Annotated in this window: 11 protein-coding genes; 5 read left to right on the top strand and 6 right to left on the bottom strand. The window is 71.2% G+C overall.

Translation table 11 applies throughout. From position 1 onward, the window contains the following. Positions 1-15: 15 nt before the first annotated feature. Together cysC and OG417_RS43845 are read right to left on the bottom strand one after the other, a co-directional pair. Positions 16-1536 carry an adenylyl-sulfate kinase gene (gene cysC / locus OG417_RS43850; protein ID WP_329242323.1) on the bottom strand — a complete coding sequence of 507 codons (1521 nt, stop codon included), beginning with the start codon at positions 1534-1536 and terminating at the stop codon, positions 16-18. Between the two features lie 61 nt (positions 1537-1597). Continuing rightward, on the bottom strand, positions 1598-2221 hold the full coding sequence (locus OG417_RS43845) for a class I SAM-dependent methyltransferase (RefSeq protein WP_329242320.1): 624 nt from the start codon (positions 2219-2221) through the stop codon (positions 1598-1600). A 263-nt stretch (positions 2222-2484) separates the two neighbouring features. Here OG417_RS43845 and mfd point away from each other — a divergent pair, with 263 nt between their 5' ends. From mfd to OG417_RS43830, 3 genes are read left to right on the top strand one after another with little or no spacing between them, the layout of a single operon-like run. Then, positions 2485-6051 carry a transcription-repair coupling factor gene (gene mfd, locus OG417_RS43840; protein WP_329242317.1) on the top strand — a complete coding sequence of 1189 codons (3567 nt, stop codon included), beginning with the start codon at positions 2485-2487 and terminating at the stop codon, positions 6049-6051. A gap of 38 nt (positions 6052-6089) precedes the next feature. Next, complete coding sequence (locus tag OG417_RS43835; protein ID WP_329242315.1) at positions 6090-6812, top strand: hypothetical protein; 723 nt, start codon at positions 6090-6092, stop codon at positions 6810-6812. After that, a complete protein-coding gene (locus OG417_RS43830; RefSeq protein ID WP_329242312.1) occupies positions 6800-7738 on the top strand; it encodes a MazG family protein in 939 nt (312 codons plus the stop codon). Before OG417_RS43835 ends, OG417_RS43830 begins: the two co-directional genes overlap by 13 nt. Positions 7739-7755: 17 nt before the next feature. Here OG417_RS43830 and OG417_RS43825 read toward each other — a convergent pair whose 3' ends face one another. Continuing rightward, entirely contained in the window at positions 7756-8316 is a 561-nt protein-coding gene (locus OG417_RS43825; protein ID WP_329242310.1) for a GNAT family N-acetyltransferase, read from the bottom strand. Between the two features lie 109 nt (positions 8317-8425). On the opposite strand from OG417_RS43825, the gene OG417_RS43820 reads away from it, so the two are divergent. Both OG417_RS43820 and OG417_RS43815 read left to right on the top strand, forming a co-directional pair. Beyond that, positions 8426-10636: a transglycosylase domain-containing protein gene (locus OG417_RS43820; protein ID WP_329242308.1), complete on the top strand. Its 2211-nt coding sequence runs from the start codon at positions 8426-8428 to the stop codon at positions 10634-10636. Between the two features lie 149 nt (positions 10637-10785). Beyond that, positions 10786-13194, top strand: a complete 2409-nt coding sequence (locus OG417_RS43815; protein WP_329242305.1) for a transglycosylase domain-containing protein — start codon at positions 10786-10788, stop codon at positions 13192-13194. 5 nt (positions 13195-13199) lie between these two features. Here OG417_RS43815 and OG417_RS43810 read toward each other — a convergent pair whose 3' ends face one another. From OG417_RS43810 to OG417_RS43800, 3 genes are read right to left on the bottom strand one after another with little or no spacing between them, the layout of a single operon-like run. After that, a complete protein-coding gene (locus OG417_RS43810) occupies positions 13200-14090 on the bottom strand; it encodes an ABC transporter permease (RefSeq protein WP_329242301.1) in 891 nt (296 codons plus the stop codon). After that, entirely contained in the window at positions 14080-14883 is an 804-nt protein-coding gene (locus OG417_RS43805; RefSeq protein WP_329242298.1) for an ABC transporter ATP-binding protein, read from the bottom strand. Before OG417_RS43805 ends, OG417_RS43810 begins: the two co-directional genes overlap by 11 nt. Further along, positions 14880-15914: an ABC transporter substrate-binding protein gene (locus OG417_RS43800; RefSeq protein WP_329242295.1), complete on the bottom strand. Its 1035-nt coding sequence runs from the start codon at positions 15912-15914 to the stop codon at positions 14880-14882. Before OG417_RS43800 ends, OG417_RS43805 begins: the two co-directional genes overlap by 4 nt. Positions 15915-15930 lie beyond the last annotated feature (16 nt).

Here is a 15930-nt window from a genome sequence, read left to right as displayed (position 1 = left end):
GGTAAATGCACCTGGTCAGCCGGTGCGGACCCAGCCTTCGGCGACGAGGTGGTCGAAGACACGCGTCACGGCGTCGTGCGGGGACAGCTCGGACGTGTCGATCGTCAGATCCGCGTCATCGGGCGCTTCGTACGGGTCGGAGATGCCGGTGAACTCCGGGATGACGCCGGCCCGCGCCTTGGCGTACAGGCCCTTGCGGTCACGACGCTCGCACTCGGCCAGCGGCGTGGACACGTGGACGAGGACGAAGTCGCCGGCCGCCTCGACCATGCGGCGCACCTCCGCGCGGGTGGCGGCGTACGGGGCGATCGGGGCGCAGACGGCCACGCCGCCGTGGCGGGTGATCTCGGCCGCGACGTAGCCGATGCGCCGGATGTTCAGGTCGCGGTCCTCGCGGGAGAACGTCAGGCCGGCCGACAGCAGCCGGCGGACGATGTCGCCGTCGAGCAGCGTCACCGTACGGCCGCCGCGCTCGACCAGCATGTCGGACAGGCCGCGTGCGAGCGTCGACTTGCCCGAGCCGGACAGGCCCGTGAAGAACACCGTGACGCCGCGCCGGTGCCGCGGCGGGTGGGCGCGCCGCAGCTCCTCGGCCACGGCGGGCGTGGTGAACCACTCGGGGATCTCCTCGCCGCGGTCGAGCAGGTCGGCGAGCTCCTCCTCGGTCGGCTCGTCGCGTACGTGGTCGGGCTCGATCTTGGCGGTCGGCCGCCACACCTCCAGGCTCTCGTCGAACGCCCACGGCTCCGGCGCGGCGAGCGTCAGCGGCGCCGCCTCCTCGTCCGCGGCGGTGAACGACGGCGCGAACAGGTGCGTCGCGCCGTACGCGGCGGCGACGTGCGCGGTGAGCAGCAGGTCGCGTCCGCGTCGTTCGGCCAGCGGCACGGGCACGACCAGCGTGTCGCCCGGCAGTTCGCGGCGCACGCTCAGCACCGCGCGCACGAGCGCGTCGTTGCCGCCCTCGCCCAGGAGCGGCAGGACGAGGACCCGCGCGCCGAGCTTCTCGGCGAGCTGGCGCAGCTGCCCGAGCTGGCGCCGGTGCAGCGGCGTGCGGGTCGCGATGGCCAGGGTCGGGGCGCCCGCCAGCTCCAGGCGCACCTCGTCCGGTGGCATGCGGAGCCCGCGGAACGGGCCGTGCTCGGGCGTGCGCAGCGGCGTGACGGGCCCGGCCATGCGCCACCCCGAGAAGGCGGGGTCGCGCGGCGGGTCGGCGTCGGCGAGGCCGTCCGGCGCGGGCGCCGGGTCCTTCCACGCCTCGGCCGCGGTCAGGACCGCGAGCGGTACGCCTTCGGGATCGGTGAGGATCAGGCGTTCTTCCTTCACCAGGTCCTCGGGAACGGTCAGCGTCACCGGCACCGGCCAGCGCGTGCCGTCCGACAGCCGCCCGGCCGCCGCGACGGTCGCCGCGTCGACCGCGCCCAGGAATCCGGTGAGCGGCCGGAACGCGCCGTTCAGCAGGAGCTCGAGGTCGGCCAGCTCGGCCGGACCCGGTGTGAGAGTCGGCAGATCGCGCAGCTCGCCGGTTTCGGTGGTCAACGCGGACTCCGATCGTGTCTAGACCCCTTGCCATTGCACTGTACGCGCTGCACGAGACACCTCAGATGATGCGGGCGAAGCGGTTTTCCGGTTTGCGGATCACCATGGTCACCTCACTGTAGGCCGAGGTCAGCCGGCCGCGGCCGAGCAACGCCACGACACGGAACACAATGCCCATCAGGCGTCCGAATCCGGTGACGGTGTCGCGCGAGGTGATCTCCTCGGCGATGACCAGCCCGCGCATCATGCAGTACCAGCGCATGCCCTCCAGCGAGGCGACCCGGTCGTACACGGCCGGCGGCGGCTGCTCCTGGTGCCACATCAGGTGCCGCAGCCAGTGCGGCAGCCGCCGGTCGAGGTAGCCGAAGGCGCCGCGGCGGTCGCGGAACCGCACGACCATCAGCCCGCCCGGCTTCAGCGCGGCGACGAAGCGGTCGAGCACCAGCTCCGCGTGCGCGATCCGCTCGATCAGGTGAGACGCGCGGACCACGTCGTACACGCGCGGCGGCATCGGGACGGTGCGCAGGTCGCCCAGCTGCCAGCTGTCGAGGTCGCGCCGCGCCTCGGTGTGCGCCCGCAGCGGCGGCAGGTCGTCGTCCACGCCGGTGATCACGCACTCATGGGCGGCGAGCTCGATCTCGTGCGCCCATCCGCAGCCGGCGTCGAGGATCGCGAGCCGCTGCATGGGCCTCTCGTGGGCATACTCCCGGACTCGTGCTGGGAACAGGCCACCGTCGTGAATCGGCGGTGTTCGCAGGTCGGTCACAACTCCGGAGAGTAGTCGCCCGCATCCGTGTCGTGCTCGCAATCGACTTTGTCCGTGTGGTGCGTTTCGTCTTACCGCTCCTCCCGGGGAGGCTCCACTGTGGTATCCGGGGGCGCGTAGGCTGGGAACCCCGGGGGCGGCAATGGCTCCGGGTGTTTCGCGCTGCCTTCCTCTGTGAGCTCATGACCCTTTCCGGACTGCTCGACGTCGCCTCGGCCGACCCTGCCCTCGTGGCGGCGGCCTCCGGCCGTGACCCGCGGCTCGATCTCGTCGCGCCGCCCGCGCTGCGGCCGCTTCTCGGCGCCGCGTTCGCCCGCGAACCCGGCCGTACCGTGCTGATGGTCACCGCCACCGAGCGCGAGGCCGAGGACCTCACCGCCGCGCTGACGAGCCTGCTCGACCCCGCCGACGTCGCGGCGTTCCCCGCGTGGGAGACGCTGCCGCACGAGCGCCTGTCGCCGCGCTCGGACACCGTCGGCCAGCGCCTCGCCGTGCTGCGGCGGCTGGCGCACGGCGACCCGGACGACCCCGCGGCGGGTCCGCTGCGCGTCGTGGTCGCCCCGGTCCGTGCCGTGCTGCAGCCGATCGTCTCCGGCCTCGGCGACCTGGAGCCCGTACGCCTGCGCGCCCAGGACGAGGTGGAGCTCGACGACATCGTGCGCCGCCTGGTCCAGGCCGGCTACAACCGGGTCGACCTGGTGGAGAAGCGCGGCGAGATCGCGGTGCGCGGCGGCATCCTCGACGTCTTCCCGCCCACCGAAGAACACCCGCTGCGCGTGGAGTTCTGGGGCGACCAGGTCGAGGAGATCCGCTACTTCAAGGCCGCCGACCAGCGCTCGCTGGAGGTGTCGCGGGACGGCCTGTGGGCGCCGCCGTGCCGTGAGCTGCCGTTGACCGAGTCCGTGCGCGAGCGTGCCAAGGACCTGGCGCGCGAGCACCCGGCGCTGGCCGACGTGCTCGACCAGATCGCCGACGGCTCGGCGGTCGAGGGCATGGAGGCGTTCGCGCCCGTGCTCGCCGACCACATGGAGCTGCTGCTCGACGTGCTGCCGGACGCCTCCTGGGTGGTCGTCTGCGACCCCGAGCGCATCCGCACGCGGGCCGCGGAGCTGGTCAGCACCGGCCAGGAGTTCCTCGAGGCGTCGTGGGTCAACGCCGCCGCGGGCGGCGAGGCGCCGATCGACCTCGGCGAGGCCGCCTACCGCACGCTGGAGGAGGTCCACGGGCACGCCGCCGAGCTGGGCCTTCCGTGGCGGACCATCACGCCGTTCGCGAGTGTCGACACGACCACCCGGCGGGAGTACTCCGATGCCACGGGAGAGCTGACCGAGGTCACCGAGGTGAGCGGCGAGCCCGACACCGACGCGCTGCGCGTCGGCGCGCGCGCCGCCGAGTCCTACCGCGGCGACACCCAGCGCGTGATGGCCGACGTGAAGGGCTGGATCCACGACGGCTGGCGCGTCGTGCTCGTCACCGAGGGCCACGGCCCGGCCGAGCGCCTCGCCGAGGTCGTGCGCGAGGAGGGCCTCGGCGCCAGGGTCGCCGACCTGGACGGCCCGCCGGAGCCCGCGCTCGTGAACGTCGCCTGCGGCCGCCTCGACCACGGCTTCGTCTGGGACGCCGTGCGCCTCGCGGTGCTCACCGAGACCGACCTGTCCGGGCAGAAGTCCTCCACCAAGGACATGCGCCGCATGCCGTCGCGCCGCCGCGGCGGCATCGACCCGCTGAGGCTCACTCCCGGCGACTACATCGTGCACGAGCAGCACGGCGTCGGCCGCTACGTCGAGATGGCGAGCCGTACGGTCCAGGGCGCCACGCGCGAGTACCTCATCATCGAGTACGCCAAGGGCGACCGGCTGTTCGTGCCGACCGACCAGCTCGAGGAGGTCACCCGCTACGTCGGCGGCGAGGCGCCCAGCCTGCACCGGCTCGGCGGCGCCGACTGGCAGAAGCAGAAGGGCCGCGCCCGCAAGGCGGTGCGCCAGATCGCGGGCGAGCTGATCCGGCTCTACTCCGCCCGGCAGGCCTCGCCGGGGCACGCGTTCGCGGCCGACACGCCGTGGCAGCGCGAGCTGGAGGACGCCTTCCCGTACGTCGAGACGCCCGACCAGCTCGGCGCGATCGACGAGGTCAAGTCCGACATGGAAAAGCCGGTGCCGATGGACCGGCTGATCTGCGGCGACGTCGGCTACGGCAAGACCGAGATCGCGGTGCGCGCGGCGTTCAAGGCGATCCAGGACGGCCGGCAGGTCGCGGTCCTGGTGCCGACGACGCTGCTGGTGCAGCAGCACCTGTCGACGTTCTCCGAGCGCTTCGCGGCGTTCCCGGTGAACATCAAGCCGATCAGCCGGTTCCAGACCGCCGGGGAGGTCGCCGAGACGCTGCGCGGTCTCGCCGACGGCACCGTCGACCTGGTCATCGGCACGCACCGGCTGCTGTCGCCCGAGACCCGGTTCAAGGAGCTGGGCCTGGTCATCATCGACGAGGAGCAGCGGTTCGGCGTCGAGCACAAAGAACGCCTCAAGGAGATGCGCACCCAGGTCGACGTCCTGGCCATGTCGGCCACGCCGATCCCGCGCAGCCTGGAGATGGGACTGTCCGGCATCCGTGAGATGTCGACGATCCTCACCCCGCCCGAGGAGCGGCACCCGGTCCTGACGTTCGTCGGCCCGTACGACGACAAGCAGATCGCCGCCGCGATCCGCCGCGAGCTGCTCCGCGAGGGCCAGGTCTTCTTCGTCCACAACCGCGTGCGCTCGATCGACAAGGTGGCCAAGAACCTCGCCGAGCTGGTGCCCGAGGCGCGGGTCGGCGTCGCGCACGGCCAGATGAACGAGCACCAGCTCGAGAAGATCATGGTCGACTTCTGGGAGAAGGAGTACGACGTCCTGGTCGCCACGACGATCGTGGAGAGCGGGCTGGACATCCCGAACGCCAACACGCTGATCGTCGACCGGGCCGACATGTACGGCCTGTCGCAGCTCCACCAGCTGCGCGGCCGGGTCGGGCGCGGGCGCGAGCGCGCGTACGCCTACTTCCTGTACCCGCCCGAGGCGCCGCTCACCGAGACCGCGCACGAGCGGCTGGCCACGATCGCCCAGCACACCGAGATGGGCGCAGGCATGTTCGTGGCCATGAAGGACCTGGAGATCCGGGGTTCGGGCAACGTGCTCGGCGCCGAGCAGTCCGGCCACATCGCCGGCGTGGGCTTCGACCTGTACGTCCGGATGGTCGGCGAGGCCGTGCGCGAGTTGCGCGAGGACGGTCCGGCCGAGACGCCCGAGGTCAAGGTCGAGCTGCCGGTCGACGCGCACATCCCGCACGAGTACGTCCCGGGGGAGCGGTTGCGCCTGGAGGCGTACCGGCGCATCGCGGGCATCCAGGACGGCTCGGAGATCGAGCCCGTCCGCGAGGAGCTCGCCGACCGCTTCGGCCCGCTGCCGGTGCCGGTGCTGAACCTCCTGGAGGTCGCGCGGTTCCGCGCCCTCGCGCGCAGGGCCGGGCTGACGGACGTCACCCTGCAGGGCAACCACATCCGGTTCTCGCCCGTGCAGCTGCCCGACTCGCGCCGCGTCCGGCTGCAACGGCTCTACCCCAAGAGCATCGTCAAGGCCGCGACCAATACGCTGCTGGTGCCGACCCCCAAGACGGCTCCGCTGGGCGGCCGTCCGCTGCGCGACCAGGAGCTGCTGAAATGGGCCACCGACCTCGTCGAGGCACTGTTCCTCCCCGAGCCGGTGGCACAGTGAGACAGGTTCTCCGTGAGCCACGAAACGAGAAGGACACTGTGTTCCGTAAGTCGCTGAAGGCCGCCGTCTGCGTACTGGCCGCCGGTACCGCCCTGGCCGCGTGCGGCCCCGTACAGCCAGGTGCCGCCGCCATCATCGGCCATGACCGCATCACCGTCTCCAAGGTCGAGTCCACCGCGGACCAGTGGACCAAGGAGCTGCCGAACTACCCCCAGGTGGGGCAGATCGTCGCGCAGGCCCGGGAGGCGCAGAAACAGCAGCCGGAGCAGCAGGCGGCGCAGCAGGGCCCCTACGATCCGTCCTCGCCGCAGCGCAGCGCGCTGTACCAGCTCATCGAGATCCGCGCGTGGGACCAGGTCGCCCGCGAACAGCACATGTCCGTCTCACCGGGTCAGGTGGACGCCTTCATCGCGTCCAAGGGCGGCCGGTCGAGCCTCGACGCGTTCGTCGTGGCCCAGGGGCTGCCGACCTCCTACGACCTGGACTACGGGCGGAGCCTGCTGATCCAGCGGACGATGATGCAGCGTTACGGGATCAACCCCGACCAGCCCGTCGACCAGCAGCAGGGACAGCAGGTGCTGCAGCGGATCATGGACGACTACACGAACGCCAAGCGGCACCTCGCCATCACGGTGAACCCGCGCTTCGGCGAGTTCGACGACAAGACCATGTCGCTCGGCCAGGTCTGCCCCCGCCTGTCCAGCCCGGACTCCGGCACCCCCGACAGTGCGGCCGCCGGTGAGGTCAAGTGCCGGCTCTGACCTTCCTCGCCTCCTCGCCGCGCGTCGCGCCGGGGCAGCTGACCTGGCCGGCCTGGCACACGCTGCGTACGGCCGACCGGGTCCTGACCGGCTCGGCCGAGCACCCGCAGCTGCCGTACATCGCCGCGGCCGGGATCGAGATCGAGGTGACCGACCCGGACGCCAGGTCCCTCGTGCGCGCGGCGTCGGACGCCGCGGTCGTGTGGCTGGCCGCCGAAGACGGCGACGAGGCCCTGATGCGCGCCGTCGGCACGGCGCTGATCGGCATGGACGACCCGCCCGAGGTCGAGGTCGTGCACGGCGCGTACGACCTGCCGGGCGCGCGCTTCCTCGACCTGATCACGGTGATGGCGACGCTGCGCCGCGAGTGCCCGTGGGACCGCGAGCAGACGCACGCCTCCCTCGCGCCGTACCTGCTCGAAGAGGCGTACGAGGTCGTCGACACGATCGAGAGCGGCGACCTCGAGGCGCTCCGCGAGGAGCTCGGCGACGTGCTCATGCAGGTCGCCTTCCACGCGGAGGTGTCCGAGGACTTCACCGTCGACGACGTGGCCGAGGGCATCGTGGACAAGCTGGTCCGCCGCCATCCGCACGTGTTCGGGGACGTCACGGTCGCCGACGCCGACGAGGTCAACGCCAACTGGGACAAGATCAAGTCGGCCGAGCGCGGAGAGGACGCGTCGATCTTCCACGGCGTGCCGATGGGCCAGCCCGCGCTGTCGCTCGCGGCCAAGCTCCAGCGGCGCGCCGCCAAGGCGGGCGCCCCGGAGGAGCTGTTCTCCGACGAGGGGACCGGCGCCGAGCTGTTCGCCCTGGTCAACCGGTTGCGCAAGGAGGGCCGCGACCCGGAGGCCGAGCTTCGCGCCGCCGCGAGGCGCTTCCACGACCGCGTCCGCGACTGGGAGGACGCGGACGACGAGGCGTAGCGCGGCGACCCCCGCCGTCAGCGCTCGGGCTGGGTGGGATGCGGCTCGGCGGGGACCATACCGGCCATCGCGTTCGTGATGGCCCAGCGTTCGTGGTCCCGCCAGGCGCCGTCGATGAACAGCAGCTCGGGTGAGTAGCCCTCGTTGCGGAAACCGGCCCGGCGGACCAGCCGGATCGAGGCGTGGTTCTCCGGCTGGATCTGGGCCTCCAGCCGGTGCAGCCGCAGTTGTTCGAAGGCGTGACGTATCACCAGGTCGAGCCCTTCGGACATGTACCCCCGGCCGGCGGACGGGGCGAACGCCGCGTAGCCGAGCGACGCGGACTGGAAGCGCCCGCGGATGATGCTGTTGATGTTGATCAGGCCCGCGATGGCCCCGGTGTCACGCCGGCAGACGAGCAGCGACTCCTCGTCCGGCCCTTCGTAGCGCGTGACGTAGGTGTGGAACGCCGGGGGAGCGGCGGGCAGGGACATCCACGGCCGGTGCAGGTCCGTACTGGCGGCCACCAGGGCGAGGAACTCGCTCTCGTCGCCGGCGGTGAGCGGGCGCAGGGTCACCCGGTGATCGTTCTGGGCCATCCGAGCAGCGTATCGGCGCGGAACGCCAGGAGCCTCTCAGAGCGCCGGTAACCGACGAAACGCCGTCCAAGGTTTCCGGTTACCGCACGTGTGGGGATGACCGCGGATTGTGGGGGCGAAAACGGGAGATACGCTCGCCAGGCTCCGCGATCTGGCGACCGTCGGCTTCATCGCGGGCATGCTGACGGCGGCGTTGCTGCTCCCGTACGCCCTGATGAGCGGGCTGAGCGTGCGCGCGGCCAACCGCGGGTTCCAGGGGCTGCCCGCCGACCTGGTGACGCCGGCGCTGCCGCAGAGCTCGGTGATCCTCGCGGCCGACGGCAGCAAGCTCGCCACGTTCTACTACGAGAACCGCGTCGAGGTGCCGCTCGCCCAGATCGCCCCGGTCATGCGCAAGGCGATCGTGGCGATCGAGGACAGCCGCTTCTACGAGCACGGCGCGCTCGACGTCAAGGGCACCCTGCGCGCGGTCATCGCCAACCTGCGGGCCGGTGAGGTCATCCAAGGCGGGTCGACGCTCAGCCAGCAGTACATCAAGAACGCCCTCGCCGAGATGGCCGACAACGCGCAGGAGCGCCGGAGCGCGCTGGAGCCGACCGCCGGCCGCAAGCTGCGCGAGCTGCGCTACGCGGTCGGGCTGGAGAAGAGGTTCACCAAGGACCAGATCCTGGAGAAGTACCTCAACATCGCCTACTTCGGCGACGGCGCGTACGGGGTCGAGGCGGCGGCCCGGCACTACTTCGGCGAGCACGCGGCGGACCTCACGCTCGACCAGGCCGCGATGCTCGCCGGGATCGTGCGCTCGCCCACGGTCTACAACCCCCACCTGCATCCCAAGCACGGCCGGCAACGGCGCGACCTCGTGCTGAACCGCATGCTCCAGCTCAAGGTGATCACGCCGGCGGAGGCCGCGACCGCCCGCGCCCGGCCGGTCAAGCTCAAGATCACCAAGACGCCGAACGGCTGCGTGACCAGTTCGGCGCCGTTCTTCTGCGACTACGTGCAGCGGGAGATCCTCGGCAACCCGGTCTTCGGCAAGACGCTGCGGCAGCGCAAGGCGCTGCTGCAGCGCGGCGGCCTGGAGATCCACACCACGCTCGACCCCACGATGCAAAAGGCCGCCCAGCACGCCGTGGACCGGCACGTGCCGCCGAAGAACTCCTCCGGAAAGGCCGCCGCCGAGGTCCTCGTCCGGCCCGGCACGGGCGAGATCACCGCGATGGCGATCGACCGCAAGCTCGGCGACAGCAGCAAGCGCGGCATGATGTGGGTCAACCTCGCGGCCGACTCCGACCACGGCTCCAGTCTCGGCATGCAGGCGGGCTCGACGTTCAAGGTGTTCACGCTGGCCGAGGCGTTCCGGCAGGACATGGCGTTCGGCGACAAGCTGTTCGCCCCCAAGGAGTTCGTGCCGACCGGCTTCCGCAACTGCGCCGGCCACCGCGTCGGCGACTCGACCGCGCTCGGCAACGCCGGAGACGGCGAGGGCGGCCGTGACTTCACGCTCGTCACCGGCACCTGGCACTCGGTGAACACCTTCTTCCTCGAACTCGAACGCAAGGTCGGCCTGTGCGAGACGTACAAGATGGCCACGCGGCTCGGCATGCGCAAGGCCACCGGCGGCAAGCTCGAGCAGTACCCGTCCTTCACCCTCGGCTTCAACACCGTCTCGCCGGTGCGGCTGGCGGCGGCGTACGCGGCGTTCGGCGCGCGCGGCCGGTACTGCTCGCCGATCGCCATCACCGGCATCACCTCGCCGAAGGGACCGGTGAAGGTCCCGAGCGCGAAGTGTCACCAGGCGATCGACAGGGACGTCGCCGACGCGGTCAACCACGTGCTCAGCGGAGTGCTGACCAAGGGCACCGCCAAGGGCAACGAGATCGGCCGGCCGGCGGCGGGCAAGACCGGCACGGTGGACAACTTCTCCTCGGCCTGGTTCGCCGGGTACACCCCCGACATGGCGAGCGCGGTGTGGGTCGGCGACCCGCGTGGCGGCTACAAACACCCGCTGCGCGACGTCTGCCTCGGCGAGGGCTGCTTCGCGCAGGTGTACGGTGCGGACGTCCCGGCGCCGATCTGGCGCGACACGATGACCGAGGCGCTGCGGGACGTGCCCGAGCACGGCTTCAGCCCGCCGAGCGGCGGCTTCTTCCGCAAGGGGAGCGGCGAAGAGGAGGAAGAAAAGGATAAAAAGGACAAGGAGAAGGGTGACGCGAAGGCCGGCGACAAACCGGGGCACGGCGACGAACCGGGGCACGGAGACGATCGCGACGAGGGGTCGCCGTTCCTCGACTGGCTCCTCCAGGCCTGGCGACCGTAAGAGTTCGGGCCTAAGCCGCTTAGCGATTCTTGTGGATTTCCCGGCGAAACTGCTGTTAGGCGTGCTTTGAGGTGGCCCGCTGCGGTTGATGGGATTTTTTGTTAGGCCAGCGAGATCTACGAAGACAACTTTCGACGTACTCTGTCCGGGTGTCGTCAGGGGTGGCCCCGCAGCACCGCACCCTCCGCATCGTCTGCCGCCTCGCAGGCACGGGGGTGGTCGCCGGTGTGCTGGCGGCGCTGATCGCGTTCTCCACGCTCGGCATGCTCGGTGTGAGCGCCCGCGACGGCGCGGACTGGTTCCAGTCCGTGCCCGCCGACATCCGCACCCCGCCGGTGCCGCAGCGGTCGGTCATCCTCGCCGCGGACGGCTCGAAGATCGCCACCTTCTACTACGAGAACCGCGTCGACGTCCCGCTGGACAAGGTCGCGCCGGTCATGCGCAAGGCGATCCTGGCCATCGAGGACAACCGCTTCTACGAACACGGTGGCCTCGACGTCAAGGGCACGCTCCGCGCCCTGGTCAGCAACGTCGCCGCCGGCGAGGTCACCCAGGGCGGCTCGGGCATCACCCAGCAGTACGTCAAGAACCTCCTGGTCGAGACGGCGACCAGTGAAGAGCAGCGGAACGAGGCCCGCGCCACGACCCCCGCGCGCAAGCTGCGGGAGCTGCGCCTCGCGGTCGCGATGGAGAAGCGCTACACCAAGGACCAGATCCTGGAGCGGTACCTCAACATCGCCTACTTCGGCGACGGTGCGTACGGCATCGAGGCCGCCGCCCGGCACTACTTCGGCCGGTCCGCCGCGACGCTCACCCTGTCGCAGGCGGCGCTGCTGGCCGGCGTCGTGCGCTACCCGTACGCCTACGACCCGACGGTGCACCCCAAGACGGCCGTCGAGCGCCGTGACACGGTGCTGGCGCGGATGGCCCAGCTCCACTGGGCGAGCAAGGCGGACGTGTCGGCCGCCGAGAGCACGCCGCTGAACCTCGACGTCACCTCGACGCCGAACGGCTGTGTGGAGAGCTCGGCGCCCTTCTTCTGCGACTACGTCCAGCGGGAGATCCTCACCAACCCGATCTTCGGGGCGACCGCCGACGCGCGGAAGCTGCTCCTGCAGCGCGGCGGCCTGACGATCCACACCACTCTGGACTGGAAGATGCAGCGGGCCGCCCAGCGCGCGGTGGACCACTACGTGCCGCAGAAGAACTCCAGCCACAAGGCGTCCGCGGAGGTCCTGGTCGAGCCCGGCACCGGCGCGGTCAAGGCGATGGCCGTCGACCGCGCCCTCGGCCCGTCGGAGAAGGTCGGCAAGACCTGGGTCAACTTCGCCGCCGACGGCGACCACGGCACGAGCCTGGGCATGCAGGCGGGGTCGACGTTCAAGGTGTTCACGCTCGCCGCCGCCCTCGACCAGGGCATGGCCTTCGGCCACCGGCTGTACGCCCCCGAGCGCTACGCGCCCACCGGCCTGCGCGACTGCGACGGCAAGTACGCCGGGTCGAGCACGGCGCTGAGCAACGCCGCCGACGGCGAGGGCGGCCGCTCGTTCAGCCTGGTCACGGGCACGTGGAACTCGGTCAACACCTTCTTCCTCAACCTGGAGAAGCAGGTCGGGCTCTGCGACACGGTGAAGATGGCCGAACGGCTCGGCATGCGTCGCGCCGACGGCAAGCCACTCGAGCAGGTCGCCTCCTTCACCCTCGGCGCCAACACGGTCTCTCCGCTGCGGCTCGCGGCGGCGTACGCGGCGTTCGCCGCCCGCGGCCGCTACTGCGAGCCGGTCGTGCTGTCCAAGATCACTGACCGGAACGGCCACGAGCTGAAGGTCCCGGACGCCAAGTGCCGCCAGGCCATCCGCAAGGGCGTCGCCGACGGGGTCAACCACATCCTGCGCGGCGTGCTCACGCAGGGCACCGCGGCCGGCATGGGCATCGGCCGCCCGGCCGCCGGCAAGACCGGCACGGTCGACGACTACTCCTCGGCCTGGTTCGCCGGCTACACACCGGACCTGGCGAGCGCCGTCTGGGTCGGCGACCCGCGCGGAGGCTACGCCCACCCGCTGCGCAACGTGTGCCTGGCCGGACGCTGCTACGGCGAGGTGTTCGGCTCCGACATCCCGGCCCCGATCTGGCGGCAGACGATGCTGGGCGCGCTCAAGGGCGTGCCCGCGCACAACTTCCACAGCCCGCCGAGCGAGTACTACCGGGAGGGCTCGGGCGAGGACTTCGTCTCGGTGCCGAGCGTGGTCGGCATGAGCGCCTCGGCGGCACGGGCGAGGCTGGCGGCGGCCGGCTTCGGCGTGGTGACGGGCTCCAGCGTGTCGTCGGGGTACTCGCGGGGCACCGTGGCGAGCCAGAGCCCGGGCGGCGGCGCCCGCGTCGAACCGGGTACGACGGTCGTCATCCACCTCAGCCGGGGTGCGCCGAGCGTCCCGCACCCGCCCGGCAACCCGCCCGGCGGCCCGCCCACGGGCGGCCCGCCGACCATCCCGCCGCCGACGTTCCCGCCGATCGGCGACATGGCGCCGCGTGGGCTCGTGGTCCGCGACGCCCGGTAACCGGCTCAGCTCGGCTCGAGGCCGCGCCGCGCGCGCAGGGTGCGGTCGGCCGCGGAGAAGAGCCGGTCGATCACGATGCCGATCACCAGGATGATGATCATGGTGGCGATCATGTCGGGCGCGTCGATGTTCTCCCGCGCGTACTCCAGCCGTACGCCGAGCGACGCGTGGTGGCCGATGATGACCAGCAGCTCACCGGCCATCAGGCTGCGCCAGGCGAACGCCCAGCCCTGCTTGAGACCGGTCACGAACGCCGGCAGCGACGCGGGCAGGATCAGGTGCCGGTACAGCGCGACGCCGCGCAGCCCGAGGATCTTGCCCGCCCGCAGCAGGATCGGCGGTGTGTAGTCCACCCCGGCGATCAGGCCGTTGGCGATCGACGGCGCGGCACCGATCACGATGACGAACAGGATGGCGCTCTCGCTGAGCTGGAACAGCAGGATGGCGAGCGGGAACCACGCGATCGACGGCATGGTCTGCAGCCCGGTGATCAGCGAGCCGAACGCCACCCGCAGGAACCGCACGCGCGAGACGACGGCGCCGAGGACCGCGCCGACGAGGATCGCCAGTGCGAAACCCATCACGGCGCGGCGCATGGTCAGCCCGAGCCCGGACCAGAACGCGCCCTCGCTCAGGTCCTTCCCGAGCTGGGGGAAGACGTCGCCCGGACCGGGCAGCACGTACGTCGGCTTCCAGCCGCTCAGCACGACGATCTCCCAGATGACGATCGCGATGGCGACCGCGGCCAGGACCGGCCAGGTCGACGCCCACGCGCGGCGCACCACGCCGTGCCGGGACCTGGCCGCCATCTCCAGGGCGTCCAGCCCGGCGATCTGGCGTTCGAGGCCGCTCGCGGCCGGATCGGGGGTGCCGATCACATCGGTGTCACGCGCCATGGCGTCCGACCTCCTCGCGCAGCCGGTCGGTGATCTTGGCGGCGAGGGAGGCGACCTCGCCGGAGTCGGTGCGCCGGGGCCGGTCGAGCGGCACCGGGAACTCCTCGACGACCCTGCCGGGCCGGCTGGACAGCAGCACGACCCGGTCGCCGAGACGCACCGCCTCCCGTACGTTGTGCGTCACGAACAGGACCGTCAGCGAGCGCTCGGACCAGATCCGCTCCAGCTCGTCGTGGAGCAGGTCGCGGGTCATCGCGTCGAGCGCGGCGAACGGCTCGTCCATGAGCAGCACGTCGCTCTCCTGCGCGAGCGCCCGCGCGATCGCCACGCGCTGGCGCATCCCTCCGGACAGCTCGTGCGGCCGCTTCCCGCCGAAGCCGCCGAGGTGCACGACCTCCAGCAGCTCGGCGGTCCGCGCCCGGCGCTCGGCCTTCGCACTGCGTTGATTCCTGGGCGCGCCTCCGGCACGACCCCGTGTACGGAGGGCCAGCTCGATGTTGCCGTTCACGGTCAGCCACGGGAACAGCGCGGGCTCCTGGAACATCAGTCCGACCCGGGCGCCGCCGACGTCCACCGAGCCGAGCGTCGGCCGGTCCAGGTTCGCGATGATCGACAGGAGAGTGCTCTTGCCGCAGCCGGAGGCGCCGAGGATGGAGACGAACTCCCCGCGCGCCACGGTCAGCGAGACCTTGTCGAGCGCGAGCAGCGCGCCCCGGCCCGTGCCGTACGCCTTGGAGACCTGCTCGATCGTGACCGCCGGAACGGTCGTGCTCCCCGCTTCGATCACACTCATGAACTGCTCACCGCCGGTTCTCCCTTGGCCTTCAGCACCTCGTTCAGCGGGCCGAGGTCGAAGATGCCCTTCAGATCGACGTGGTCGAGCAGGCCGACCTGCTCGGCGTGCTGCGCACTGCCGTTCAGCGACGACGCGATCGGGTCGTCGGTGAAGGTGACGTTCTTGAACGTGGAGTCCAGGACCTCCTGCTTGAGCGGCTTGCCGGTGAGGGCCTGCAACTCGGTGTTGGCCGCCTTCTCGGCGTCGGGCTTGTTGGAGTTGATGTAGTCGGTGGACTCGACCTGGGCCTGCAGCAGCTTCTTGACCAGGTCGGGGTGCTCCTTCTGGAACTCGGTCCGCACGATCAGCAGGGTGACCACGAACTTGCCGCCCGGCCAGAGCGAGGTCTCGTCGACGAGCTTCTTGCCCTTGCCCTCCAGGATCAGCCGGGAGGCGTACGGCTCGGGCACCCACGCACCGTCGATCTGGTTCTGCTCGAAGGACTGGAGGGTCTGGGAGTTGTCCTGCGGCATGATGTGGACGTCGCCGCCGCCGTTCTTGTCCGTCCTGAGCCCCTGCTGCTTGAGCCAGTAGCGCAGCGCGACGTCCTGGGTGTTGCCGAGCTGGGGCGTGGCGATCTTCTTGCCGCGCAGGTCGGCGGCCGACTTGATGCCCGGCTTGACGATGAGGGAGGCGCCGCCGCTGGCCGCGCCGGCGATGACCTTGATGGCCTGGCCGTGTGACTTGGCATAGGCGTTGATGGCCGGGTTCGGCCCGACGTACGTGGCGTCGACGGCGCCGGAGAAGACGGCCTCGGTGGCCGCCGGTCCCGCGTTGAACGTCAGCGTCTTGGGCGCCTTTCCCAGGTACTTGGTGTAGAAGCCCTTCTGCACGCCGACGAGCGCGGTGGCGTGGGTGATGTTCGGGAAGAACCCGAGCCGCACCTGGGTGTCGTCGCCGCCGGAGGACTTGCCGGAGCCGCCACACGCAGCGAGCAGCCCGGTACCGGCGAGGACGGCGAGGCCGAGGGCGGCGAACCGCGATTTCATCGCAACTCCCTATTAC

It is taken from the genome of Actinoallomurus sp. NBC_01490, from assembly GCF_036227085.1.
In the GTDB taxonomy this organism is placed as follows: domain Bacteria; phylum Actinomycetota; class Actinomycetes; order Streptosporangiales; family Streptosporangiaceae; genus Actinoallomurus; species Actinoallomurus oryzae.
This window is presented reverse-complemented; position numbering and strand designations above follow the sequence as displayed.